The 25,455-nt window shown below is 67.1% G+C and carries 23 protein-coding genes and 4 pseudogenes; 22 read left to right on the top strand and 5 right to left on the bottom strand.

What is annotated here, in order from left to right:
- Positions 1–249: 249 nt before the first annotated feature.
- Positions 250–2,508: a catalase/peroxidase HPI gene (katG, locus tag OKW27_RS20290; RefSeq protein ID WP_429334671.1), complete on the top strand. Its 2,259-nt coding sequence runs from the start codon at positions 250–252 to the stop codon at positions 2,506–2,508.
- A gap of 136 nt (positions 2,509–2,644) precedes the next feature.
- Here katG and OKW27_RS20285 read toward each other — a convergent pair.
- Positions 2,645–2,749: pseudogene (locus OKW27_RS20285) on the bottom strand (alcohol dehydrogenase); the annotation flags it as partial.
- A 9-nt stretch (positions 2,750–2,758) separates the two neighbouring features.
- On the opposite strand from OKW27_RS20285, the pseudogene OKW27_RS20280 reads away from it, so the two are divergent.
- The 12 genes and pseudogenes from OKW27_RS20280 to OKW27_RS20225 form a co-directional block, all read left to right on the top strand.
- Positions 2,759–2,914 (top strand): annotated as a pseudogene (locus OKW27_RS20280) (alcohol dehydrogenase); the annotation flags it as partial.
- Positions 2,915–3,016: 102 nt separating this feature from the next.
- On the top strand, positions 3,017–3,574 hold the full coding sequence (locus OKW27_RS20275) for a carboxymuconolactone decarboxylase family protein (protein WP_187612778.1): 558 nt from the start codon (positions 3,017–3,019) through the stop codon (positions 3,572–3,574).
- A 37-nt stretch (positions 3,575–3,611) separates the two neighbouring features.
- Positions 3,612–4,487 carry a helix-turn-helix domain-containing protein gene (locus OKW27_RS20270; RefSeq protein ID WP_090805174.1) on the top strand — a complete coding sequence of 292 codons (876 nt, stop codon included), beginning with the start codon at positions 3,612–3,614 and terminating at the stop codon, positions 4,485–4,487.
- A 420-nt stretch (positions 4,488–4,907) separates the two neighbouring features.
- The gene (locus OKW27_RS20265; protein WP_429334670.1) at positions 4,908–5,948 is read left to right on the top strand and encodes a zinc-dependent alcohol dehydrogenase family protein; all 1,041 of its coding nucleotides are present in this window, start codon (positions 4,908–4,910) and stop codon (positions 5,946–5,948) included.
- A gap of 75 nt (positions 5,949–6,023) precedes the next feature.
- Positions 6,024–7,496, top strand: a complete 1,473-nt coding sequence (gene atpD, locus OKW27_RS20260) for a F0F1 ATP synthase subunit beta (RefSeq protein ID WP_429336577.1) — start codon at positions 6,024–6,026, stop codon at positions 7,494–7,496.
- A gap of 13 nt (positions 7,497–7,509) precedes the next feature.
- A complete protein-coding gene (locus OKW27_RS20255) occupies positions 7,510–7,941 on the top strand; it encodes a F0F1 ATP synthase subunit epsilon (RefSeq protein ID WP_429334669.1) in 432 nt (143 codons plus the stop codon).
- Complete coding sequence (locus OKW27_RS20250; protein WP_409259876.1) at positions 7,938–8,291, top strand: AtpZ/AtpI family protein; 354 nt, start codon at positions 7,938–7,940, stop codon at positions 8,289–8,291. The genes OKW27_RS20255 and OKW27_RS20250 overlap by 4 nt, the downstream gene beginning before the upstream one ends.
- Positions 8,284–8,577 (top strand): ATP synthase subunit I, encoded by a 294-nt coding sequence (locus OKW27_RS20245; protein WP_244144802.1) that lies wholly within the window; start codon positions 8,284–8,286, stop codon positions 8,575–8,577. The genes OKW27_RS20250 and OKW27_RS20245 overlap by 8 nt, the downstream gene beginning before the upstream one ends.
- Positions 8,574–9,272: a F0F1 ATP synthase subunit A gene (locus tag OKW27_RS20240; protein WP_090805797.1), complete on the top strand. Its 699-nt coding sequence runs from the start codon at positions 8,574–8,576 to the stop codon at positions 9,270–9,272. Before OKW27_RS20245 ends, OKW27_RS20240 begins: the two co-directional genes overlap by 4 nt.
- Positions 9,269–9,514, top strand: coding sequence for a F0F1 ATP synthase subunit C (locus OKW27_RS20235; protein ID WP_090805166.1), 246 nt, complete (start codon positions 9,269–9,271; stop codon positions 9,512–9,514). Before OKW27_RS20240 ends, OKW27_RS20235 begins: the two co-directional genes overlap by 4 nt.
- An 8-nt stretch (positions 9,515–9,522) precedes the next feature.
- A complete protein-coding gene (locus OKW27_RS20230) occupies positions 9,523–10,281 on the top strand; it encodes a F0F1 ATP synthase subunit B (RefSeq protein ID WP_429334668.1) in 759 nt (252 codons plus the stop codon).
- A complete protein-coding gene (locus tag OKW27_RS20225; RefSeq protein WP_429336576.1) occupies positions 10,265–11,833 on the top strand; it encodes a F0F1 ATP synthase subunit alpha in 1,569 nt (522 codons plus the stop codon). Before OKW27_RS20230 ends, OKW27_RS20225 begins: the two co-directional genes overlap by 17 nt.
- A 244-nt stretch (positions 11,834–12,077) precedes the next feature.
- Here OKW27_RS20225 and OKW27_RS20220 read toward each other — a convergent pair whose 3' ends face one another.
- The gene (locus OKW27_RS20220; RefSeq protein WP_429334667.1) at positions 12,078–12,689 is read right to left on the bottom strand and encodes an acetate uptake transporter; all 612 of its coding nucleotides are present in this window, start codon (positions 12,687–12,689) and stop codon (positions 12,078–12,080) included.
- 31 nt (positions 12,690–12,720) lie between these two features.
- Positions 12,721–14,619 (bottom strand): acetate--CoA ligase, encoded by a 1,899-nt coding sequence (acs, locus tag OKW27_RS20215; protein ID WP_429336575.1) that lies wholly within the window; start codon positions 14,617–14,619, stop codon positions 12,721–12,723.
- A 359-nt stretch (positions 14,620–14,978) separates the two neighbouring features.
- Between acs and chrA the strand changes: the two genes are divergently transcribed.
- From chrA to OKW27_RS20170, 9 genes and pseudogenes are all read left to right on the top strand, one after another.
- The gene (gene chrA / locus OKW27_RS20210; RefSeq protein WP_429334666.1) at positions 14,979–16,220 is read left to right on the top strand and encodes a chromate efflux transporter; all 1,242 of its coding nucleotides are present in this window, start codon (positions 14,979–14,981) and stop codon (positions 16,218–16,220) included.
- 156 nt (positions 16,221–16,376) lie between these two features.
- Positions 16,377–17,231: a potassium channel family protein gene (locus OKW27_RS20205; protein ID WP_429334665.1), complete on the top strand. Its 855-nt coding sequence runs from the start codon at positions 16,377–16,379 to the stop codon at positions 17,229–17,231.
- A gap of 172 nt (positions 17,232–17,403) precedes the next feature.
- Complete coding sequence (locus OKW27_RS20200; RefSeq protein ID WP_429334664.1) at positions 17,404–17,679, top strand: DUF1488 domain-containing protein; 276 nt, start codon at positions 17,404–17,406, stop codon at positions 17,677–17,679.
- A gap of 48 nt (positions 17,680–17,727) precedes the next feature.
- Positions 17,728–17,891 (top strand): annotated as a pseudogene (locus OKW27_RS20195) (Hsp20/alpha crystallin family protein); the annotation flags it as partial.
- Between the two features lie 346 nt (positions 17,892–18,237).
- Positions 18,238–19,170, top strand: a complete 933-nt coding sequence (locus OKW27_RS20190; RefSeq protein ID WP_184043413.1) for a LysR family transcriptional regulator — start codon at positions 18,238–18,240, stop codon at positions 19,168–19,170.
- Positions 19,171–19,290: 120 nt separating this feature from the next.
- Entirely contained in the window at positions 19,291–20,499 is a 1,209-nt protein-coding gene (locus OKW27_RS20185) for a YbfB/YjiJ family MFS transporter (protein ID WP_429334663.1), read from the top strand.
- Positions 20,496–21,780, top strand: a pseudogene (locus tag OKW27_RS20180) (MFS transporter). The gene OKW27_RS20185 and the pseudogene OKW27_RS20180 overlap by 4 nt, the downstream one beginning before the upstream one ends.
- 58 nt (positions 21,781–21,838) lie before the next feature.
- Entirely contained in the window at positions 21,839–22,939 is a 1,101-nt protein-coding gene (locus tag OKW27_RS20175) for an NAD(P)H-dependent flavin oxidoreductase (RefSeq protein WP_429334662.1), read from the top strand.
- Positions 22,940–23,105: 166 nt separating this feature from the next.
- On the top strand, positions 23,106–24,050 hold the full coding sequence (locus OKW27_RS20170; RefSeq protein ID WP_429334661.1) for a LysR substrate-binding domain-containing protein: 945 nt from the start codon (positions 23,106–23,108) through the stop codon (positions 24,048–24,050).
- Positions 24,051–24,081: 31 nt separating this feature from the next.
- Here the strand turns inward: OKW27_RS20170 and OKW27_RS20165 are convergent, their stop codons facing one another.
- Positions 24,082–24,792, bottom strand: a complete 711-nt coding sequence (locus OKW27_RS20165; RefSeq protein WP_429334660.1) for an SDR family NAD(P)-dependent oxidoreductase — start codon at positions 24,790–24,792, stop codon at positions 24,082–24,084.
- A gap of 200 nt (positions 24,793–24,992) precedes the next feature.
- Entirely contained in the window at positions 24,993–25,415 is a 423-nt protein-coding gene (locus tag OKW27_RS20160; RefSeq protein WP_429334659.1) for a VOC family protein, read from the bottom strand.
- Positions 25,416–25,455 lie beyond the last annotated feature (40 nt).

Below are 25,455 nucleotides of genomic sequence, written 5' to 3'. Positions count from 1 at the left end.
TATTCGAATAGGAGTGGAGCGCCGACCGGAGTCAGCCGTTACGGACATCGGCTGCGTTGCCCTCGACCCTGGATTTCATGAGTGCACTGCCGAGCCATTCGGCTGACTGTCGGGTTTTCGGGTCGTCAAATTGCCACGCAAGCCTGACACGATGACAAACGCATAACAAGTACCTTGCATGGGATTGGAGAAAGTACCCAGGCACCGACTCCGATCGACAACGGAGACATCCTCCAAAGGAGAGAACGCATGTCAAACGAAGCAAAGTGCCCGTTCATCCATACCGCCGGCGGCGGGACGACCAATCGGGACTGGTGGCCGAAGCAATTGCGCCTCGACCTGCTCAACCAGCATTCGAACCGCTCCAATCCGCTAGACAAAGACTTCAACTATGCCGAGGCATTCAAGAGCCTCGACTACGCCGCGGTCAAGAAAGACCTCGCCGCGCTGATGACCGATTCGCAGCCCTGGTGGCCCGCGGATTTCGGCCACTACGGTCCGCTGTTTATCCGTATGGCGTGGCATGCCGCCGGCACGTACCGCATCGGCGACGGCCGCGGCGGCGCAGGGCGCGGCCAGCAGCGTTTCGCGCCGCTCAATAGCTGGCCGGACAACGTGAGCCTCGACAAGGCTCGCCGGCTGCTATGGCCGATCAAGCAGAAATACGGCCAGAAAATTTCGTGGGCCGACCTGCTGATCCTGACCGGCAACGTCGCGCTCGAAACGATGGGCTTCAAGACTTTTGGTTTCGGCGGCGGCCGCGCGGACACATGGGAACCGGATCAGGACGTCTACTGGGGCAATGAAAAAACCTGGCTCGGCGGCGACGTGCGCTACGGCAAGGGAGCGGCCGGCAGGGAAGACGACGAAGGCGTGCTGGTCGCCGACGAGGAGCTGCACGGCACCGAAAAGAGCCGTACCGATCCGCCCGGCCGCAACCTCGAAAACCCGCTCGGCGCGGTGCAGATGGGCCTGATCTACGTGAATCCGGAAGGCCCGGACGGCAATCCCGATCCGCTCGCCGCGGCTGTCGACATCCGCGAAACGTTCGGCCGCATGGCGATGAACGACGAGGAAACGGTCGCGCTGATCGCCGGCGGCCACACGTTCGGCAAGACGCACGGCGCGGCGCCGGCCGATAACGTCGGTCCGGAACCGGAAAGTGCCGGTCTCGAGGCCCAGGGGCTCGGCTGGCGCAACAGCTTCGGCACCGGCAGGGGCGGCGACACGATCACGAGCGGTATCGAAGTCACGTGGACCGCGACGCCGACGCAGTGGGACATGAGCTACTTCCAGAGCCTGTTCGGCCACGAGTGGGAGCTGACGAAGAGCCCGGCGGGTGCGAACCAGTGGGTCGCGAAGGACGCGCAGGCCACGTATCCGCACGCGCACGACCCGTCGAAGAAAGTGCTGCCGACGATGCTGACGACCGACCTGTCGCTCCGCCTCGACCCGATCTACGAAAAGATCTCGCGGCGCTTCATGGCCAACCCCGACGAGTTCGCCGACGCGTTCGCGCGCGCGTGGTTCAAGCTGACGCACCGCGACATGGGTCCGCGCGCCCGCTATCTTGGCCCGGAAGTGCCGTCTGAGCAACTGCTGTGGCAGGACCCGATTCCGGCCGTCGATCACCCGCTCGTCGACGACAAGGACGTCGCGGCGCTGAAGCAGAAGGTCCTCGCGTCGGGGCTGTCGGTGTCGCAGCTGGTCACGACCGCGTGGGCCTCGGCCTCGACGTTCCGCGGCTCGGACAAGCGCGGCGGCGCCAACGGCGCGCGCATCCGGCTCGCACCGCAGAAGGACTGGGCCGTCAACCAGCCCGCTGAGCTCGCGAAGGTGCTGAAGGTGCTCGAAGGCATCCAGAGCGAGTTCAACGGTGCGCAGTCCGGCGGCAAGAAGATTTCGCTTGCCGACCTGATCGTGCTGGCGGGTGGCGCCGGTATCGAGCAGGCCGCGAAGAACGCCGGGCAGCAGGTGACGGTGCCGTTCTCGCCGGGTCGCATGGATGCGTCGCAGGAGCAGACCGACGTCCAGGCGATCGCGGTGCTGGAGCCGGTCCACGACGGCTTCCGCAACTATCTGGGCGGCAAGTTCCCGGTGGCGGCGGAGAAGCTGCTGATCGACAAGGCGCAACTGCTGACGTTGACCGCGCCCGAGATGACGGTGCTGATCGGCGGCCTGCGCGTGCTGAAGGTGGGCGCTGGCAGCGAAGGTGTGCTGACGAGCAAGCCGGAAACGCTGTCCAACGACTTCTTCCGTAACCTGCTCGACATGGGTACGGAATGGACGCCGGTGTCGGAGGCCGCGGAAACGTTCGAAGGTGCCGACACGAAGAGCGGCGAGGTCAAGTGGACCGGTACGCGCGTCGATCTGGTGTTCGGCTCGAACTCGGTGCTGCGCGCCTTGGGCGAGGTCTACGCGAGCGAGGACGGCAAGGAGAAGTTCGTGCGCGACTTCGTTGCCGCGTGGGTCAAGGTGATGAATCTGGATCGTTTCGATCTGGCTTGATCCAGCCAGTGCTGGCGAGTGGTTCTTTGCCACGTCGACGCAGTTTTTGACGGTGGATTTGCGAAGTCATCGAGCGCGCTTGCCGGGATGCCGGCAAGCGCGCTTTTTCTTCGCCTCGTCACTGCTTCTGCGCCGGCGGATACTCTTCGATCATCGGCTTGACACCGGTGAGCGCGCTGAACGCAAGCGTGTCCTGCGAATCGGCCGAGGTGCCGGAGGGCCAGCCTTGCACCGAGTTGCGTCACATGTTGAACTCGCCGAGAAGCTGCAGGCACTGGGCGGCGCGAAGCTGATACTGGCCACGGTGACGAGCGGCAAGGCGATGACCGCGACGCTCGGCGGTCTCGGCCTGAACGGCAAGCTCGTGATGGTCGGCGTTTCCGAAGAGCCGATCGAAGAGCCGATCGTGCATGGCGATGACATCCGATGTAATTGGCGAGCCGCGCGGCTGCCTCTACTCTTCGACTACCGCGCCGTCGCTCCGATGGCGCAAAGTCAAGGAGATACCATGTCCAGCTATCCCGTTCACACGATCGAGTCCGCTCCCGAGCAATCGAAACCCGTGCTCCGCAAACTGCAACAGGCGTTCGGCCTGATTCCGAACATCGCGGCCAAGATGGCGGCTTCACCGGTGCTGATCAACGGCTTCATCGGCCTGTTCGAGCGCGTGCATGCGAGCAGTCTGACCGAACCGGAGATCCAGACGCTGCTGCTCACCAACGCCGTGACGAACGCGAGCGAATGGGCGGTTGCGTTTCATACCGCGCTCGGCTTGAACGCGGGCCTGCGTCGCGCCGATGTCGAGGCGATCCGCCACGGCGGCGTGCCCGACGACACGAGGCTCGCGGCGCTGTCGACGCTCGCGCGCACGCTGATCGAAAAACGCGGCCGCCTCGACGATGAGGACCGGCAACGCTTCCTCGCGGCAGGTTTCAGCGCGGAGCAGATTCTCGAGGTGGTTGCGGCGGTCGCCGCGTCGACGATCACGAACTACACCGGCAGCGTGACCGAGCCGCCGCTCGAAGCGCAGTTCGCCGAATTCGCGTGGCACGCGCCCGCGCGCTGAAGCGATCCCGTTCAGGCATCAACAGGAGGGCAACACCATGAACGTCACGAGTCACGATCCGAAAGTGCAGCCGGGCGATCTCGGCGGTCTGTTGCGCTATTGGCGTGACGTGCGTGGCGTGAGTCAGCTCGATCTGTCGCTCGAGGCCGGCATCTCGCAGCGGCAGATCAGCTTCATCGAAAGCGGGCGCAGCGTGCCGGGCCGCGACACGCTGCTGACGCTCGCGCAGACCCTCGACGTGCCGCTGCGCGAGCGCAACGCGCTGCTGCTTGCCGCGGGTTATGCACCGATTTATTCGGAAGCACCGTGGAATGCGCAGGAAATGCACGGCGTGGTGCGCGCGCTCGAACGGGTCGTGCGTCAGCATGAGCCGTTTCCGGCGCTCGTGATGGACCGCGACTGGGACGTGCTGATGACCAACGACGCGGCCCCGCGCTTCTTCAACTGCTTCATCGACATGACCGCGCGCGAAGGCCCGCGCAACATGCTGCATCTGATCTTCGATCCACATGGCATGCGTCCGTTCGTCGCCGATTGGCAGGAGGTCGCGCGAAGTCTGCTGCAACGCGTGTATCGCGAGTCGGTCGGTCATGTAATCGGCGCCAACACGAAGCGTCTACTCGATGAACTGCTTGCGTATCCCGACGTGCCGCGCGACTGGAAGACGCATCATGGCTCGTCCATGACACCCGCGACGCTGCCGATGGTTCCGCTCGGCTTCATCAGCGAGGGCGTGGTGCTGCGCTATTTCTCGATGGTCACGACCGTGGGCACACCGCAAAACGTGGCCGCGCAGGAATTGCGCATCGAATGCATGTTCCCCGCCGACGACGCGACCGAAGCACGTCATCAGCAGCTGCTCGCGGCGCATGCGTCCCCGCAACCTCCAATATCGGCAAACCGTATGCCGTGATATAGCGATGTCTTCGATTTTTTTGGGCGATCATCCGAGCCGATCAGGTCGAGCAATCCGACGCCACTCTGGTTCCGCCGCGCGCCCAGCTCGCGCGCGGCCATCATCTCCGACTTCGGCGACGTGACCGAGGTGCTCGCGCGTGCAGCTTCTTCGCGGCCGATGTGCAGGCAGGCGCGGGCCCCTTTCCAAGCCTCTATCTGCAAGAACTCGAGAAAATGGCCGACATCGACGCGTCGGCGTTGTTTTCGTAGTGCTTGACCCAGATCAAGCCGCCCGCCACGCCGGGGCTCATGATGCAAGCGCGTGACGCATTACGTTCCCGCCGGCGCTAGCCGACGCATGACACGACCAGGTTCAGGCGCGAACACGTTTGCCGCCACGCATCGTGTTTCATTCCGGCCATAGGAGAAGTCCGTCATGAAAGCACTCGTTTATCACGGTCCCGGCGAAAAGTCGCTCGACGAACGGCCGATACCCGAACTCACGGCGCCCACCGATGCAATCGTCAAAGTCGCCCGCACGACGATCTGCGGCACCGATCTGCACATTCTCAAAGGCGACGTGCCGACCTGCGAGCCGGGCCGCATTCTCGGCCACGAAGGCGTCGGTGTCGTGCATCAGGTCGGCGAGGCGGTGAGCGGGCTCGCGGCCGGCGATCACGTGCTGATCTCGTGCATCACCTCGTGCGGCCGCTGCGACTACTGCCGGCGCGGCATGTATTCGCATTGCACGACGGGCGGCTGGATTCTCGGTAACCGGATCGACGGCACGCAGGCCGAATATGTGCGCATTCCGCATGCGCAGAGCAGTCTGTACCGCATTCCGGCTGGCCTCGACGAAGAGGCGCTCGTGATGCTGTCCGACATTCTGCCGACCGGCTTCGAGTGCGGCGTGCTCAACGGCAAGGTTCAGCCGGGCTGCACCGTGGCGATCGTCGGCGCCGGGCCGATCGGTCTCGCTGCGCTGTTGACCGCGCAGTTCTACTCGCCGGCGCAGATCATCATGATCGATCCCGACGCGAACCGGCTCGAGGTCGCGCAACGCTTCGGCGCGACCGCTTGCATCGACAACGCGCGTGCCGATGCGGTCGCGCAAGTGCTGAAGCTGACCGAATCGGTAGGCGCCGACTGCGTGATCGAGGCGGTCGGCATTGCGCCGACGTTCGAGCTTTGCCAGCAGCTGGTCGCACCGGGTGGAACGATCGCGAACATCGGCGTGCACGGCGTCAAGTGTGATCTGCATCTGGAAAAACTGTGGGATCGCAACATCGCGATCACGACGCGTCTCGTCGATACCGTCAGTACACCGATGCTGATGAAGACAGTCAAGGCGGGGCGGATCGATCCCACGCGTCTGATCACGCATCGCTTCCGGCTCGACGATATTCTTTCGGCTTACGAAACGTTCTCCCGCGCGTCGAGCACGCGCGCGCTGAAGGTGTTGATCGAAGCGTCATAGACGGTCCCGATTTGATGCTGGACGTTTCGTCAGCGTGAAGGGGTTTGCAACTGATCGTTGGAGCGCCAGGTGCCAATTGCAGAGAGCGCAGCCCGTCAAAACACCGCGCCGCCTACGACTACGGTCGCCGCAAGCGGGCGCGTGAGCACCGTGCGCGGCGCGGTCGTCGATGTCCAGTTCGACACGCACGAACTGCCGCCAGTCGATACCGCGCTGTGGATCACGCGGCCGGACGGGACCTCGATCCTCGCGGAAGCGCAGGCGCACACCAGCGAGCGCACGGTGCGCGCGCTGGCGTTGCAGGCCACCGCGGGCCTCGCGCGCGGCGCCGTCGTGCGGGTCGGCGCGGGCCCCATCGAGGTGCCGGTCGGCGACGCGGTGCTCGGCAGACTGCTCGACGTCGCCGGTGTGATGCGCGACGGCGGCGAGCCCGCGCCCGAGACCGTGGAACGCAGGCCGATCCATCGCGCCCCGCCGCCGCTCGCGGCGCAGCGCGGCGCCACGCGGCTGTTCGAGACCGGCATCAAGATCGTCGACCTGCTGACGCCGCTCGCGCATGGCGGCAAGGCCGCGATGTTCGGCGGCGCGGGCGTCGGCAAGACGGTGCTCGTGATGGAGCTGATTCACGCGATGGCCGCGCGCTATGGCGGCATGTCGGTGTTCGCCGGCGTCGGCGAGCGTTCCCGCGAGGGGCACGAAATGCTGTCGGACATGCGCGGCTCGGGCGTGTTGCCGCGCGCCGTGCTCGTCTACGGACAGATGAACGAACCGCCTGGCGCGCGCTGGCGGGTGCCGCTCACCGCGCTGACGATCGCCGAGTACTTCCGCGACGAGCGCGGCCAGAACGTGCTGCTGCTGATGGACAACGTGTTTCGCTTCGTGCAGGCGGGGGCGGAAGTGTCGGGGCTGCTCGGGCGAATGCCGTCGCGGGTCGGCTATCAGCCGACGCTCGCGAGCGAGGTAGCAGCGTTGCAGGAGCGGATCGTGTCGGTGGGCAACGCTGCGGTCACGGCGATCGAGGCCGTCTACGTACCCGCCGACGACTTCACCGACCCCGCCGTGACGACGATCGCCTCGCACGTCGACAGCATGATCGTGCTGTCGCGCGCGCTCGCCGCCGAGGGCATGTATCCGGCGATCGATCCGCTCGCGTCGTCGTCGATCCTGCTCGATCCGCTCGTCGTCGGCGCGGAGCACGCGGCGCTCGCCAACGAGGTGCGACGCCTACTCGAACATCAGCGTGAGCTGCAGGACGTGATCGCGTTGCTCGGTATCGAGGAACTCGGCATCGACGACCGGCGCGCCGTGCAGCGCGCGCGCCGTCTGCAGCGCTTTCTGACGCAGCCGTTCGCGGTCACCGAGGCGTTCTCCGGACAGCCCGGCAGAACGGTCGCGCTCGCCGAGACGATCGTCGGCTGCAAGGCGATTCTCGCCGGGGAGTGCGACGACTGGCAGGAGCGATCGCTGTACATGGTCGGCGCGCTGGACGAGGCGCGCGACAACGAAGCCCGCGGCAGGTCGGCGGCCGCGAGCGCCGTCGCGGCGTGACGAGGAGTCTGCGATGCCGCGGCATGGCCTGTCTCTGACGATCGCGACACCGGCGCGCCTCATGGTCGACGGCTTGCCGGTCGTGTCGTTGCGCGCCGAGGATGAAAGCGGTGCTTTTGGCGTGCGCGTGGGGCATGCGGACATGGTCACGCTGTTGAGCGCATCGGTGGTGCGCTGGCGCACGGCGGATGGCGGCGAGCATTACTGTGCCGTCGATGGTGGCGTGCTGATCGTGTCGCACGGCACGGCCGTCTCGCTTGCGTGCCGCGAAGCGGTGCAGGGCGACTCGCTTGAAGCGCTCGAAGCGGACGTGCGCCGCGCGCGTGCCGCGCAGCTCGACGCGATGCGGCGCGCGCGCGTGGAGCAGACGCGTCTGCACGCGCAGGCCGTGCGCCAGATGCTGCGCTATCTGCGCCCGCAAGCCACACGTGGAGAACCGGGATGACGATGCGGCCTGCTGCCGGCAAGGCAAACGGGAAAACGGATGGCAAACGCGACGAACCAGGCGAACCCGCTGATCGCGTCGCGCAAGCCGCGCAGCGCGCGGCGAGCCGCGAGCGGACCGGGCGCGCGAATCCGGAGCCGTCGCTGGGCGCGCGACTCGGCCAGATCGGCATTCTCGGCTGGACGATCGTGCTGCCGATCCTGCTTTGCCTCGCGCTCGGGCGCTGGCTCGACCGCATCGCCGGTACGCGGGTGTTTTTTGCGGCGCCGCTTCTGATGATCGGCGCGGGCATCGGCCTATGGTCCGCATGGCGCTGGATGCATCGACAGCAAAGGAGAGATCGTGATTGACGCCACCACGTTTCATTTCACCGACACGTTCGCGCTTGCCGCCACGGGAATGGCGGTCGGCTTGCTGAGCGGTGCGCTGCACTTCGCGACGCTGCGCTGGAACGTCGCGTACTTCGCACGAGGGCGCGTGCTGCGCGCCTTCGCGCTGCAACTGGCGCGGCTCGCGCTGACGGCCGCTTTATTCGTCCTGCTGGCGAAAGCGGGCGCGTTCGCGTTGCTCGGCGGCATCGGCGGTTTCCTGTGGGCGCGCGGTGTGGCGCTCGGCATGCGGCGAGCGACGTCGTGATTCATTCGCCGCTCGTCACCGAGCCGCTCGTACGCCTCGGTCCGCTCGTGATCACCACGCCCGTGGTCGTCACGTGGGTGATCATGGCGGTCATGACGGTCGTCTCGCTGTGGCTCACGCGCAAGCTGTCCATCCTGCCGTCGCGCACGCAGACCGCGCTCGAACTGCTGGTCGGCACGCTCGACGCGCAAATCCGCGACACGATGCAGACCGAGCCCGCGCCGTATCGCGCGCTGATCGGCACGTTGTTCCTGTTCGTGCTGATCGCGAACTGGTCGTCGCTGATTCCGGGCGTCGAGCCGCCCACCGCGCACCTGGAAACGGATGCCGCGCTCGCGCTCGTCGTGCTCGCCGCGACGCTCGTGTGCGGCGTGCGCTCGCGCGGCTGGCGCGGCTATCTCGCGACGTTCGCCGAACCGGCCTGGGTGATGATTCCGCTGAACGTCGTCGAGCAGATCACGCGCACGTTTTCGCTGGTGGTGCGCCTGTTCGGCAACGTGATGAGCGGCGTCTTCGTGGTAGGCATCGTGCTGTCGCTGGCCGGGCTGCTCGTGCCGATTCCGTTGATGGCGCTCGATCTGCTGACCGGCGCGGTGCAGGCCTACATTTTCGCGGTGCTCGCGATGGTATTCATCGGCGCCGCCGTCGGCGAGTCGCGCGCCGCCGTTCACGACAATCAGAAAGGACCGGCATGAACCTCATCGAAATCGTCAGCATCGCCGCCGCCGCGCTCGCTGTGGCGTTCGGCGCGATCGGGCCCGCGCTCGCCGAGGGCCGCGCGGTCGCCGCCGCGATGGACGCGATCGCGCGGCAGCCCGATGCGGCGGGCACGCTGTCGCGCACGCTGTTCGTCGGGCTCGCGATGATCGAGACGATGGCGATCTATTGCCTCGTGGTCGCGCTGCTGTTGCTGTTCGCCAACCCGTTCGTCAAGTAGGGCGCGCGATGAAAATCGACTGGTCGACGCTCGCGCTGCAGACGCTCAACGCGCTGATTCTGGTCTGGCTGCTCGCGCGCTTTCTGTTCCGTCCGGTCGCGAAGATCATCGCGGAGCGACAGGCGAGCGCGAATGCGCTGACGGGCGACGCGAACGCCGCGAAGCTCGCGGCGCAGGCCGAACGCGAGGCGCTGCGGGCCGAACGAGAGCAACTCGCCGCGCAGCGCGCGCAGGCGTTCGCGACGATCGAGGCCGACGCGCGCACACAGCACGCGGCGCTGCTCGACGCCGCGCGCGACGAGGCCGAGCGGCTGCGCGCCCAGGCGGCCGCGGACCGGCAGCGCGAGCGCGCGGGCGAGGCCGAAGCCGCGTCGGCGGCGGCCGCGCAGCTCGCCGTCGACATCGCGGGCAAGCTGCTCGACCGGTTGCTCGACCGGTCGCCCGAGGACCTGCGCGTCGCCGGGTTCATCGACGGACTCGCGGACGGCGTGCGCCGGCTGTCGCCCGGCGCGCGCGCCGCGCTTGCCGGGGATGTGCCGCTGCATGTTAGCGCGCCGCGCGCGTTGACGCCGGACGAGCGCGCCGCGTGCGAAACGGCGCTCGCGGCCGCCTTCGCACAGCGCCTCGAATTCGATACCGACATCGACCGCACGCTGCTTGCGGGGCTCGAACTGTCGGGCGCGCACGCCGTGGTGCGCAATAGCTGGCGCGATCAGCTCGACCAGATTCACGGTGAACTGCTTCGCGACGATGGCCACGCGCGCTGACACCGCCGACGCGTGGCTCGCGCGCAAACGCGCCGCGCTCGCGCGCGTCGCGCTCGAACCGCGGGCGGCGAGCATCGGCCGCGTCGAACAGATCGCCGATGGCATCGCGTTCGTGTCGGGTCTGCCCGACGCCGCGCTCGACGAGGTCGTCGAACTCGAATGCGGCGTGCGCGGCTTCATTCATTCGCTCGACGTGGCGAGCGCGAGCGTCGTGCTGCTCGATAGCGGCGACGCGGTGCGGGCCGGCATGCGCGTCGTGGGGACCGGCAGCGTGCTCGACGTGCCGGTCGGCGACGCGCTGCTCGGCCGCGTCGTCGATCCGCTCGGTCGGCCGCTCGATGACGGCGAGGCACTCGGTGCCGTCACGCGTTTGCCTGTCGAGCGCGCGGCGCCCGCGATCATCGAGCGGGACTTCGTCAGCGAGCCGCTGCAGACGGGCGTGCTCGTCGTCGACGCGCTGTTCGCGATCGGGCGAGGGCAGCGCGAACTGATCATCGGCGATCGCGCGACGGGCAAGACCTCGCTCGCCGTCGAGGCGATCGTCAATCAGAAGCACAGCGACGTGATCTGCGTGTATGTCGCCGTCGGGCAGCGCGCGACGGCGGTACAGCGGGTGATCGACGCCGTGCGCGAGCATGGCGCGTTCGAGCGCTGCATCTTCGTTGTCGCCTCGGCGGCCGCGCCGCCCGGACTGCAATGGATCGCGCCGTTCGCGGGTGTGTCGATCGCCGAGTTCTTTCGCGATCGCGGCCAGCACGCGTTGATCGTGATCGACGACCTGACCAAGCACGCGGCGACGCATCGCGAACTCGCGCTGCTCACGCGCGAGCCGCCCGGACGCGAAGCGTATCCCGGCGATATCTTCTATCTGCACGCGAGACTGCTCGAGCGCGCGGCGAAACTGTCGCCCGCGCTCGGCGGCGGTTCGCTGACCGCGCTGCCGATCGCCGAGACCGACGCCGGCAATCTGTCGGCCTACATTCCGACCAACCTGATCTCGATCACGGACGGACAGATCGTGCTCGACGCCGCGCTGTTCGCCGCGAACCAGCGGCCCGCCGTGGATGTCGGCCTGAGCGTGAGCCGGGTCGGCGGCAAGGCGCAGCATGCGGCGCTGCGCGACGTCGCGGGCCGCTTGCGGCTCGACTACGCGCAGTTTCTCGAACTGGAGATGTTCAGCCGCTTCGGCGGTCTCGCGGACGCACGCGTCAACGCGCAGATCGAGCGGGGCAAGCGGATTCGCGCGCTGCTCACGCAGCCGCGTTTCAACGCGTTGCGCGTCGCCGATCAGATCGCGCTGCTCGCGGCGCTCGCCGCCGGCGTGTTCGACGGCGTTGCGCCGGAGGTGACGACGTGGGTGCGCGACAAGCTCAGCTCGGCGGACGACGCGCACACCGACGCGGCCCCCGCGGCGTGGCTGCGCAAGCCGCTCGACGACACGCTGCGCGACAGTCTGAGCGGGCGCATTCGCGCGCTCGTCGAACGGGCGACGCACGAACGCGCGGCCGCGACGCAAGCGGCAGGGAACCCCGATGACCAGCAAGCTCGGTGAGAACGAAAGCCGTACCGCTTAGGCGAGGCAGATCGAAACGGTGATCGGCATCATGCTGGGACGTGTGCGTGCCACAAGTGGTATCCGTCCCGGGGACGTGGCAAAGCCAAGGGGCATGGGATGGCGCCCCGTTGCACGATCGAGCGCGAACTGCGCGCCTGAATGAGCACGGCCAGACGACAAAACCCGCCGCGCATGCCGGATTCGCGACGGGCTTGGTGAAGCGCCGAATGCGCGCAATCAGTCACTCCGCAAAGCGCGTCACCACCGCGGCGCCGACCGTTTCCATTTTGACGAGCCCGGGTTTCGCGCCGACTGGCAGCACGGTGCGGCCCAACGACTCGTTGATGATCTCCGCCGCCGACAGATAGAACGCCAGCAGCGCGGTCAGCAGTCCGCCATAGCCTCCCGCGTGCCGCAGTGTGGCCGAACCGAGCCATTCGCCGGCCGCGAGCAGAAAGAAGGTTGCCCACAGCGCGACGAACACGCACTGCAGCGCGCGCGATGAGCGGAACGTCGCGATCCACATATAGAACGTGAAGACGCCCCACAACAGCAGATACCAGCCGACGAACGCGGCCGGCACCTGCTCGTGCAGGAACAACGCAAACAGCCCGAACGACCACCAGAACGCGCCATAGCTCAGAAACGCGGTGGCGCCGAACGTGTTGCCGCGCGGAATCTCCATCAGTCCGGCAACGATCTGCATGCTGCCGCCGAACGCGAACGCGACGGCGAGCACGAGACCGAGCGAGCCGCCGCTGAACCAGCCTGCGTTGATCATGCTGAGCAGCCACGTGGTCATCGCGAAAGCCGCAAGGCCGAGCGATGCGGGGTTGGGTGCGGTGGGTTTCATCGTGAAGTCTCCTGAATCGATCCGGGGGGGCTTACTCGTGGTGGCCGAACTGCCGCAGCACGGCGGGGTTCTCGACGGTGGACATGTCCTGCGCGAGCGTTTCTCCCTTCGCGACCGAACGCAGCAGACGCCGCACGACCTTGCCGGAGCGCGTCTTCGGCATGCTGTCGCCGAAGCGGATTTCCTTCGGCTTGGCGATCGGCCCGATTTCCTTGCCGACCCACGCGCGCAGCTGATCGGCGAGCCGCCTTGCTTCCGTGCCTTGCGGGCGTGGGCCCTTGAGCACGACGAACGCGACGATGGCTTCGCCGATGGTCTCGTCGGGCCTGCCGACGACCGCGGCCTCCGCCACCAGCGGATGCGCGGCGAGCGCCGATTCGATTTCCATCGTGCCCATGCGGTGGCCGGACACGTTCAGCACGTCGTCGATGCGGCCGGTGATCGTGAAGTAGCCGGTTTGCGCATCGCGGATCGCGCCGTCGCCGGCCAGATAGAGCTTGCCGCCCAGGTCCGCGGGGTAGTAGCCGCTGCGGAACCGCTGCGGATTGCCCCAGATCGTGCGCAGCATCGACGGCCACGGCTGCTTGATGACCAGCAGACCTGCCTGGCCGTGCGGCAACTCGCAACCGGTTTCGTCGACGATCGCCGCCTCGATGCCAGGCAGCGGCAACGTGCACGATCCCGCGACGAGCGGTGTTGCGCCCGGCAGCGGCGTGATCATGTGGCCGCCCGTTTCGGTTTGCCAGAAGGTGTCGAGCACCGGACAGCGCCCGCCGCCCACTTCGCGCGCAAACCACTCCCACGCGCTCGGATTGATCGGCTCGCCGACGGTGCCGAGCAAACGCAACGAGTCGAGGTCGAAGCGGCGCGGATGCACGCCGCTGTCCGTCTCGGCGGCCTTGATCAGCGAGCGGATCGCGGTGGGCGCCGTATAGAAGATGCTGACCTTGTGCCGCGCGATCATCTCCCAGAACCGTCCCGCGTCCGGCCACGTCGGCACGCCCTCGAAAATCACCTGGGTCGCGCCGACCGCGGTCGGGCCATAGCAGATGTAGCTGTGCCCCGTGATCCAGCCGATGTCGGCCGTGCACCAGTACACGTCGTCCGCGCGGAGGTCGAAGGTCCACTTCATCGTGACGGCGGCCCACAGCAGATAGCCCGCCGTACTGTGCTGCACGCCCTTCGGCGTGCCGGTCGAACCGGACGTGTACAGCACGAACAGCGGATGCTCGGCACCGACCCATTCGGGCTCGCAGGTGTCGGGTTGGGCCGCTTCGAGTTCGTGCAGCCAGCAGTCGCGCGGTTCGTCCCACAGGATCGAGCCGCCCGTGCGCCGATAGACGATCACGGTATGGATGCCGTCGGTGCCTGCCATCTTCAGCGCTTCGTCGACAACGGATTTCAACGGCAGGTTCTTGCCGCCGCGCATCTGCTCGTCGGCGGTAATGACGGCGACGGCGCCGACATCGACCATCCGTTCATGCAGCGACTTCGCCGAGAAGCCGCCGAACACGACCGAATGCAGCGCGCCGATGCGCGCGCAGGCCTGCATCGCGACGACGCCTTCGATCGACATCGGCAGATAGATCATCACGCGGTCCCCACACGCGATGCCGCGCGCGCGCAGCGCGTTCGCGAGGCGGCACACGCGCGCATGCAGTTGCCGGTAGGTGATGGTCGTCACGCTGCCGTCGTCGGCCTCGAAAATGATCGCGGTCTTGTTGGCATTGCCGTCGTGCAGATGACGATCGAGGCAGTTGTACGACGCGTTCAACAGACCGTCGTCGAACCATTTGAAGAACGGTGCGTTCGATTCGTCGAGTACCTTGGTGAAGGGCCGGTGCCAGCTCAGATGCTCGCGCGCGAGCCGCGCCCAGAAGCCGGTCCGGTCGCTGCGCGCTTCGTTGACGAGCGCTTCGTAGGCGGCCATGCCGTCGATGGCCGTGTCCGTCAGAAGCGGCGGGGCCGCCGTTTCCGGCGCTTGATGGTTGATGGCGACAGTGGACATAGTCTCCTCGCTGGCTTGAATGAGTGATATGGGAAGGGCACACCGCGACTGCCGATATCCAACCATCGGCGGCGCGGCTGCGCGCATGACTCGAACAGTGTTCTGGATGTCGCGACCAGTGTGTGGCGGGAAGCAAGGGGCACGATTGACCCAGATCAAGCGCGGGTGCGGCGCGTGGTCGCGCCGTAGGCCTCTATACTGTGCGTCGTCAAACACGAGGCCCGCCGACGGCGCCTTGCCCGCCGGCTCTCGACATCGGCAGCGCTCGAACCCGCACATCCATGGAAACTGATTTGTCGTCGCCGCGCCGCTCACGGCTCACGCGCGTGAGCGAGGTTTTCATCGTCTTTCTGAAACTCGGGCTGACCAGTTTCGGCGGTCCGATCGCTCACATCGGCTACTTCCGGCGCGAGTTCGTCGAGCGGCGCCGCTGGCTCGACGATGAAGCCTTCACCGACCTGATCGGCCTGTGCCAATTTCTGCCGGGACCCGCGAGCAGCCAGGCGGGGTTTTCGATCGGGCTGCTGCGGGCCGGGTGGGGTGGGGGGCTAGCGGCCTGGTGCGGCTTCACGCTGCCGTCGGTACTCGTGATGCTGGCCTTTGCCGCGATCGCGCCGGACCTGGGCGGCGCGCTCGGCACGGGCGTGATTCACGGCCTGAAGCTCGTCGCGGTGGCCGTCGTCGCGCAGGCCGTCTGGGACATGGCGCGGCGTCTGTGTCCGGATCGCCGCCGCGCGGCGATCGCGCTCGCATCGCTCGGATTGCTCAGCGTGCCTGGCACCGTCTACGCCCAACTGATCGTGATCGGCGCCGGCGCCGTGCTCGGTGTCGCGCTGTACCGGACCACGGCGGTGCAAGCGCCACGCGCCATTCCTCGGCGGGCCGGCGATTTTCAGGTGTCGCGCACGGCAGGCATCGTCGCGCTAGTGGTCTTCTGCGCATTGCTGTTCGCGTTGCCGCTATGGGCGGCAAGCGGGACCTCGCAAGGCATCCGCGTGTTCGATGCGTTCTATCGCTCCGGCGCGCTCGTGTTCGGAGGCGGCCACGTGGTGCTGCCGTTGTTGCAGCGGGCAACCGTCGCGACCGGATGGGTCGCGCCCAACGACTTCCTGGCCGGCTATGGCGCGGCCCAGGCCGTACCCGGACCGCTGTTCACGTTCGCGGCGTTTCTCGGCTGGATGATGGCGCTGCCACCCAGACACTGGAGCGGCGCACTGCTGGCGACGGTGGGCATCTTTCTGCCGGGTCTGCTGCTCGTTCTCGCCGCATTGCCGTGGTGGCAGGCGCTGCGCGCGCGTGCGGCGATGGCGGCGGCGCTTGCCGGCGTCAATGCCGCGGTGGTCGGCCTGCTGGCCGCCGCGCTTTATTCGCCGGTGTGGACGAGCGCGGTCCTGTCGGCGACGGATTTCGCCGTGGCGTGCATCGGCTTTTTGCTGTTGCTGCGCTGGAAGGTGCCCCCGCTTGCGGTCGTCGTGCTGTGTGTGGCGGCCGGCGTCGCGCAAACGGTGCTGCACCCGCTCTGACAGGCTGATCGCGCACGCCTTGCACCAGCACTGATCTGCATCAAGGCTGACAGCCGCGGGTCGGTTAGCCTGCAACGATGATCGCGCGGCCTCGGTGCGTTTGCGGCACCACGACGATATCGCGCGAAACCCGACAGGCCGGAAGCCATTCGCGCGATGACGGACCACATGATCGACCACGGCCTCGGCGGCTACGGATTGGGCGGTGCGAGCGCGCACGACGGTCCGCGCGCCGTGCGGGCATGGCGCCACCTGCGCTGGGGGCTGTGCGCGCTGAGCTTTTGCGCGATCCCCGCGTTCTACGTCGAACTGACGGTGCCCACGCCGCTGGCGCTGAGCCTGTCGCGGACACTATACGTCGGCATGTTCGCCGGCTTCGCGTTGTCGTTCACCTGGCTTGCCCATCTGAGCAGACGGCCGAAGACGCTGCTCGCGAACAACTGGCTCGACCTGCTCATCGCGTTGGGCGCGGCGCTCAGCACCGGTTTCGGAACGCCGCCGTGGCAGCCCGTCGAATGGCTGCTGCGGCTGTCGTTCATGGGTGTCGTCGCGTTGCGCATCGTGCTGTCGCTGCGCGAATTCGTCACGCCGAACCGGTTGATGTGGCTGCTGCTCGCCGGCGCGCTCGTGCTCGCGATGGCCGGCGCCGGATTTTACTGGCTCGAACCACACGTGCACTCGTACTCCGAAGGGCTGTGGCTTGCGTTCGAAAGCAGCGCGACGGTGGGCTATGGCGACATCGCGCCGACGACGCCCGCATCGCGTGTGTTCGCGGCATTTGTCGTGCTGCTCGGCTACGGCATGTTGTCGCTGGTCTTCGCGAGCATCGCCGCGGCGTTCATCGGCAAGGAAGAGAGGGCGTTGCGACGCGAGATGCATCGGGATATCAAGCATCTGAACGATGAAATCGTGCGCCTGCACGCTGAACTGAAGGCGTTGCGGCAGACGATCGACGCCGCCGCGCGACGCAGCGACGCCGCTGCGGGCTCCGTGACGCGCACGGGCGAATAACCATTCGCGCTGACAGCGCCGCGGCAAACGGGGCCACCGCGGACCGTGCGCGACTCCGCCTTGACGCACGTCAAATCCGCCGTGGATTGCGTGATTAAGCTGGAGACGTCGCGGCGGGTCCGCTACCTCGCCTCCGCCGATGCGGCACTTCATGCCCGTGGGGGGCGTCACCATGCACATTTCCTTTCCGTCCTGCATGCCCGAATACTGCGCCCGCGATCTGGTGCTGGCGTTTGCGGCGCTCGTCGACGATCGGCCCGTGCAGTGCGCGATCACGGCCGAGGCGCTCGAAGACCATTTCGGCGCGCGCTCGCTGCGGGAAGACGATCTGCTCCAGGCGTTCCTCGCGCACCGTTCCCAGATCGAACAGGCCGCCCGGCGTCTGCTCGACGAGCTCGGCGCCAGGCCCGTGCTGCTGCATAGCGGGTTTTTCAGGTTTTGCGCGTGACGGGTCGGGCGGGCACGCTTGACGTGGATCAACGACGCGTCGTCGCGGCGGGTGATCCGCCGCGAGTGCTACGCCGGCACCTTCAGCCGCTCGTTCGCGCTCGGCGGCGAGGTCGACGAGGCGAACGCGAAGCCGAGTACAGGGATGGCGTGCTGTCGCTCAGCTTGCCGAAAAAGGCGTCGGGCGATCGCAAGCGGCTGACCATCGACTGACACGCGAGGATGGCGCGCTGTCACGGGCGCGCCTTTTTGTTGCGGCGAAGGTCCGGCTGAAGCGCGCGCCAGTCTGCAGGAAAGCGCTCGCGCACCTTCGCACCCGAATGGGTGCTCGCGACATTTGACGTACCCAGCCCGCTAGCGGCAGCGGAGCGTACCAGGATCTGCTGAACAACTTCTTCAGGGTATGCCAAGCGCCGCACTAGCGCCACATTCAGTCTTACGATTGTGCAGCCGTGCATGCCACGCTGTCGCTTCTCGTATTCCGCTAAGATCGTGCCGGAACTCACCGCCCTAAAAGACTGCGGCGCCACCTAGGCCCAATCTCAAGCTCAAACACGCGATGGACCGTATCGACGCCATGAAGGTATTCGTCGCCACGCTCGACGAGGGCAGTCTGGCGGGCGCAGGCCGTCGGCTGGGCCGCTCGCCCGCGGCTGTGAGCCGGGCCATCGCGTTTCTGGAGACGCACACGGGCACGCCGCTGCTACACCGCACCACGCGCACGATCCGGCTCAGCGAGGCGGGCGAGCGCTATGCGCTGGCGTGCCGGCGCATCCTCGCGGATCTGGAGGAGGCGGACCTGCTCGCAGCCGACGAGCGCTCCGCGCCGCGCGGACTGCTAGGCGTGACGGCGGCGGTGGCGGTGGGCGAGGAGGTGCTGCGCCCGATTGTCGATTCGTTTCTCGATCGCCATCCCCAGGCGTCGATCCGCCTGCACCTGCTCGACCGGCCCGTGAGCCTCGTCGACGAGGGCATCGACGTGGCGTTGCGCATCGCTCATCTACAGGACTCCACGCTCGTCGCCATTCCGGTGGGCGAGGTGAGGCGGGTGGTGGTCGCTTCGCCCGACTATCTCGCCACGCACCCGGCCATCGATGTCCCCGCCGATCTGGCCAGCCATCCGATCATCTCGATGACGCATTTCGGGCTCGATTCGTGGAGCTTTCCGGCGGCCCGTCTAACGGCGCTGCCGCAGGTCGTCCGGTTCACGCCGCGCTTCATCGTCAACACGATTCGCGCTGCGCTGTCTTCGGCCGTGGCCGGGCATGGCGTCACGCGGCTTTTCTCCTATCACGTGGCCGAGCAGGTCAAGGCCGGCGCGCTGAAAATCGTGCTGCGCGACAGCGAGCATGCGCCGTTGCCCGTCAACCTGGTGACGCCGCACGGGCGCCTTGCGGTGCCGAAGGTGCGCGGTTTCGTCGATTTCGCCACGCCGCTGCTGCGCGAGTATTTCGAGCGGGCTCAGCAAATCACCGACGCCGATCGACGCTGATTCGATCGCCGCGCGGAAGAATGACTTACGCAGTGCGGTGATTCTCCCGCGATACGAGTCGTTCTAGACTGGCTCCCATATTCATCGGGTGCTTAACAGCACCGGTCCATGGGAGTCGTCATGCAGCAAGCCATCTCGAATCCGGCCGCTCCGGCCGGCTACAACGTCTGGCGGGGCACGCTCGCCGGGGCCAGCGCGAGCCTGATCGGCATCGGTCTCGCGCGCTTTGCCTATACGCCGCTTTTGCCGGCTATCATCGGCGCGCACTGGTTTCCCGCCTCGAGCGCGGCCTATCTCGGCGCGGCGAACCTCGGCGGCTATCTGGCCGGCGCACTGCTGGCGGGCGCAATGGTACGCGTGGCGAAACCCGCCACCGTGCTGCGCGCGATGATGCTGCTCGCGACCATCGCCTTCGTGGCCTGCGCGGTGCCCGTGTCGTTCCTGTGGTTTTTCATCTGGCGCCTGGCCTCGGGGGTCTCGGGCGGCGCGTTGATGGTGCTCGCCGCACCCACGATCCTCGCGCACGTGCCGGCGGCGCGCCGGGGCTTCGCGAGCGGTGGCATCTTCACGGGGATCGGGCTCGGCATCGCGGCCTCGGGCACGATCGTGCCGATTCTGTTGCGTCAGGGGCTCACGTGGACCTGGCTCGGGCTCGCGGCCGTTTCGCTCGCGCTGACCGCCGTCGCGTGGAACGGCTGGCCCGAGCACACCGCACCCGCGCACGCCGCTGCGCGTTCGCGCTTCGAAACAGCGCCGGCCTATCCTCGTGCCGGCCTGCGCGCGCTCTATGCCGAGTATGGTCTGAACGCGGTGGGGCTCGTGCCGCACATGCTGTTCCTCGTCGATTTCGTCGCGCGCGGGCTTGGCCGCGGCGTCGATGCGGGCGCCGAATTCTGGGTGCTGTACGGCCTCGGCGCGATCGTCGGGCCGCTCGCGGCGGGGCATCTCGCCGATCGCGCGGGTTTCGGCCGCGCGCTGCGCGTCGCGTATCTGGTGCAGGCCGTTGCGGTCGCGATTCCCGCCGCGGGCTTGTTCGGGTCGGCGGGGCTGATGGTCTCCGCCTTTGTCGTGGGCGCATTCACGCCGGGTATCGTGCCGCTGGCGCTCGGCCGCGTGAACGAGTTGCTCGCGCACCATCCGTCCGCCGTCAAGGGCGCATGGAGCCGCGCAACGACGAGCTTCGCCGTGATGCAGGCGCTGGCGGCCTACGGTCTTTCGTTCGTGTTCTCTTCAAGCGGCGGCAATTATCTGGTGCTCTACGCGATTGGCGCGGTGGCGCTTCTGCTCGCACTCGCCGTCGATCTGTTTTCCGCACGGAGCGTGAAATGAATGCCACGGTTTCCTCTTCACCGGCGGCGCTCGTGCCGACGCACCTGCAGCGCGACGCGCGGCCACGCGGCTACGCCGAGCGCAACCTCCAGTACTGGCGGCGCAATCTGGTCGTCTGCGTGATCGGCTCGTTCACGACGCTCGTGAGCCTCAGCATGCTGCTGCCGTTCCTGCCGCTTTACGTGCGGCAACTCGGCGTCAGCTCGCCGTCCGCGGTGATCCAGTGGTCGGGCATCGCCTTCGGCGCGACCTTCCTCGGCACCGCTCTTACCGCGCCACTGTGGGGGCGTCTGGCCGACCGTTTCGGCCGCAAACCCATGCTTGTTCGCGCGGCGATCGGTATGGCCCTGGTGATGTCGTTGATCGGCGTGGCGCACAATGTCTACGAACTGGTCGCGCTGCGTCTGATCGCAGGTCTGGTGGGCGGCTATGCATCGGCTTCCCACGGTGATGGTGGGCACCCAGGCGCCGCGCGAGCGCGCGGGTTGGGCGCTCGGCATACTTTCGACGGGCGCGCTCGCGGGCAATCTGGTCGGGCCGCTCGTCGGCGGCGTGCTGCCAGACTGGATCGGCATTCGCGGCACGTTCTTCGCGGGCGGCGCGATGATCGCGGCGGCGGCGCTGCTCACCATCTTCGTGGTGAAGGAAGAGTTTCACCCGGATAGCGACGCGAAAGCTCATGCGCGCGGCAGCGCCGACGCGCCCGCCCGACGCACCAATTACGCGGTGGTGGCCGCGTTCCTCGTGACCGCGATGATGGTGCTGCTCGCCAACATGTCGATCGAGCCGATCATCACCGTGTATGTCGGCGGCCTTGGCGTGAATGCCACGCATCTTGCGCGCGTGGCCGGCGTGGTTATGGCATGCTCGGCGCTCGGAAGCATGCTGACGGCCGCGCGCCTCGGCGCGCTGGCCGACCGGTTCGGGAGCTGGCGCGTGATCGTTGTCTGCCTCGTGCTCACGGGGCTGGCGATGGTGCCGCAAGCCTTCGTCACGCACTGGTGGCAGCTCGCGGCTTTGCGCGTGCTGATGGGGATGACGCTCGCGGGCCTGTTGCCCTCGATCGGCAAGCTGGCGCGGCAATCGGTGGATGAAAGCAGGACCGGCCGCATGCTTGGTTATCTGCAATCGGCGCAATTCAGCGGCCAGGTGGTGGGACCGGTGATCGGCGGCGTGATCGGCGTTCATCTCGGGCTGCACGCGGTGTTCTTCGTGACCGGCGCGCTGCTGATCGCTTGCGGCGGCCTCGCGGGCTGGGCGCACCGCCGCGCTGGGGCCTGACATGCTGGCAAGCTGGCAGGCACATAGAATCGTTTAACGCATCCGGTGGGAAGGGAACATGAGCACACAAGCGGATAATCGCGCGTTACTGCGCACGCTCGGCATCGACAAGCCGATCATTCAGGCGCCCATGGCCGGCGTCACCACGCCGGCGCTGGCCGCCGCGGTGTCGAACGCGGGCGGCCTCGGCTCGCTCGGCGTTGCCGCGATGAACGCGGAGAACGCGCGCCGCGCGATCCATCAGACTCGCGAGCTAACGACGAAGCCTTTCAACATCAACGTGTTCTGCCATCGCCCGGCGACACCCGATGCGGCCGTCGAGCGTGCATGGCTCGACTGGCTCGAACCGGTGTTCCGGCAATACGGCGCGACGCCGCCGCAAGCGCTCTGCGAGATCTACACGAGCTTCGTCGTCGACACCGCGATGCAGGCGATGCTGCTCGCGGAGAAGCCGGCCGTCGTGAGCTTCCATTTCGGCTTGCCGCCCGATGCGGTGATCGCGCAACTGAAGCACGCGGGCATCCGTTTGCTGGCGAGCGCGACGAATCTCGACGAAGCGGCGGCGGCCGTCGAGGCGGGTGTCGATGCGATCGTCGCGCAGGGCATCGAAGCGGGCGGTCATCGCGGCGTGTTCGACACGACCGGGCGCGACGAACGCCTCGGCACGTTCGCGCTGACGCGCCTGCTCGCGAGCGAGTTCGACCTGCCCGTGATCGCGGCGGGCGGCATCATGGACGGCGCCGGCATCGCGGCCGCGCTCGCGCTGGGCGCGCAGGCTGCGCAATTGGGCACGGCGTTCGTCGCGTGCCCGGAAACCTCGATCGACGACGGCTATCGCCGCGCGCTGCTCAGCGATGCGGCGCGCTCGACGACGTTCACGTCGGCCATTTCGGGGCGGCTCGCGCGCAGCATCGTCAATCGCTTCACCGCGCTCGGCGAGGACCCGCAAGCCCCGCGCACGCCGTCCTATCCGATCACCTATGACGCGGGCAAGGCGCTCAATGCAGCCGCCAAGGCCAAGGGTGAATTCGGCTACGACGCGCAATGGGCGGGCCAGGCCGCGCCCCTTGCGCGTTCGTTGCCTGCCGGCGAACTGATGGCGCGACTGGAACGCGAAACGCGAGAAAGTATCGAGCGGCTGCAATCGGTGTGGAACTAGCAGTCCAGCTTCAATACCATCGCACAGATGGAACACATCGGCACGCGTGGGGCATGCGCGGGCCGATGTCCGATTAGCTTCCAGCCTCAGTTCCGCACCCATGCATTCGGTCCAGCGCGGCCGCGATCGACGGGTTCTCAAGCCAACAAAACAAAGGCGGACAGGCATGCAACGCAAATTCGACGATCTCCTGCTGGGCAGCATCGAGCTCTTCTGTCTCGCGGCGGAGCTGGGTAGCTTCACGCTGGCGGCCAACGCCGCGAGTGTCACACCGGCGGCGGTGAGCCGCTCGGTGGCGCGGCTCGAGGAACGGCTCGGCGTGCGCCTGTTCGTGCGCACTACGCGCCAGATCCGTCTGACCGACGCGGGGCGGCGCTACTTCGAGCAGTGCCGGCAAGCGCTGTCGCAACTGATGGATGCCGAGCGCGAAGTAACGGGCGAGCAGACCACGCCGGCCGGCGTGCTGCGGATCAGCATGCCGACGCCGTATGGGCACTATCGCGTGTTGCCGCTGCTGCCGGCGTTTCGCGAGCGCTATCCGCAAGTCCGGGTCGAGACGCATCTGAGCAACCGCAACATCGATTTCGCGGACGAAGGTTTCGATCTCGCGATACGCGGACGCGCGCCGGCCGATTCAAACCTCGTCGCGCGCAAGCTCGAAGACGCGGAAATGGTCGTGGTGGCGACGCCCGCCTATCTGAAGCGCGCGGGCATGCCGAAAACCGTCGAGGACCTGCGGGCGCACGAGTGCATCCAGTTCGAACTGCCGAGCAGCGGGCGTCATCTCGCCTGGACCTTCGAGGGTTCGCCTGAAGATGGCGACGTGCTGACGACTGGAAGCTATGGAACGTCGGGCGATGCGCTCGCCGGCGTGACGCTCGCGCGTGCCGGCGCGGGCCTGTTTCAGACGTATCGCTTCGTCGTGGAGGACGACCTGCGCGGAGGTCGGCTCGTGGAGGTGTTGCGCGAAGCGGGCGGACGCACGCGGCCATTCATCCTGCTTTATCCGCACGCGCGCTACCTGACCTCGCGCGTGCGAGCTTTCGTCGAATTTCTCGTCGAGCAGTTGGCCAAACCCGCGACGCCCGCCCCGAGCACGCGCGCGCATTGAGCGGCGCGCGCCGCTTCATCGCATGGCCCGCTCAGTGGCCGGCGCTCTGGCCGCCGTCCACATGCAGGATCTCGCCGGTCACGAACGGCGCCGAGTCGAGATAGAGGATCGCATTCACGATGTCACTCATCTCGCCCATATGACCCACTGGATGCAATGCGCCAAGCGCCGCATGCGTTTCGGGCGCGTGCATCGGTGACTTGATGATGCCGGGCGAAACTGCGTTGGCGCGAATTCCGCGCTTCGCATACTCGATCGCGAGCGAGCGGGTCGCGGCGGCGAGGCCCCCCTTGGTCAGCGAGGTCAGCACGGACGGCACGCCGTCAATCGCGTGATCCACGAGGCTCGTCGTGATGCTGACCACGTGCCCGCGCCCATGCTTCTCCATCTCGGCGATCGCGAGCTGCGTGATGTGGAAGAAGCCCGCGAGATTGATGCCGGTGATCGTCGCGTAATCTTCCGCCGTGTATTGGGTGAACGGCTTGGCCACGAAAATGCCCGCATTGTTGACGAGCGTGTCGACACGACCGAAGCGCGCCACGGCCGTCTCTATCACCCGTCGAGCCGTGTCCGGATCGGCGATGTCACCGGCCACGGTGACGAGGTTGGGATCGTCAGACGGCTTGATGCCGCGCGATGTCGCGACCACGTTATGGCCGAGCTTGCGAAATGCCTTGACGGTTTCGGCGCCGATGCCTTGCGATGCACCGGTGACCACGATGACTTTGGGAGACTGACTCATAGTGAACCTCGAAGTAGGTTGGATCAGCAATCTGTGATCGGACTGATGGCTCCGATCGCTACTAATTTATGAGGTCGTGCTCCGCTTTTGCACACAAGGCGCGGACAAACAGTTGTGAGCCGCAGGAACAAGCGGTGAGTGATGGCGCGTAGCGGCAGTGGTCCTGTTGGTGTCGGCCGGTCTGTCGCGCGCATCCGCGTTCACGATGCCTGCGTTCGCGGGTCGTGATCGAATTCGAGTCTGATGCCGCCCGGCTCGTACACCATCGTGTGGCGTTTGGGCCCGCCGCCGAGGTCTTCGGGCGCGAATTCGACTTTGACGCCCGGCCAGGCGGACACGCGCGCGAAGATGTCCTGCAGTGCTGCCTCGCTGCCCACGCGCAGCGCAAGATGATGCAGTCCGACATGGACCTTGCGATCGAATTCGACGAGGCGGCTTGAATCGGTGACCTGCCAGAGCGTCACCACCACGTGTCCGTCCGACACGAACGCAGCCGGATAGGCAGGCCTCTCTCCCACCTGCTGCCAGCCCAGACACTTCACGAAGAAGTCGCGCGTGAGGTTCAGATCGCGGACGGTGAGTCCGACGTGATCGAGACCCAGCGTAAGCGGTTTGTCAGTCATCCTTCTGTCACTCCTGAAGTGAGAGCGGGCAGCGCCCGAA

Origin of the sequence: Paraburkholderia sp. 35.1 (assembly GCF_050436525.1) — a bacterium.
In the GTDB taxonomy this organism is placed as follows: Bacteria; Pseudomonadota; Gammaproteobacteria; order Burkholderiales; family Burkholderiaceae; genus Paraburkholderia; species Paraburkholderia tuberum.
The sequence above is the reverse complement of the archived record's forward strand: the minus strand, read 5'-3'. Positions and strand labels throughout refer to the sequence as shown.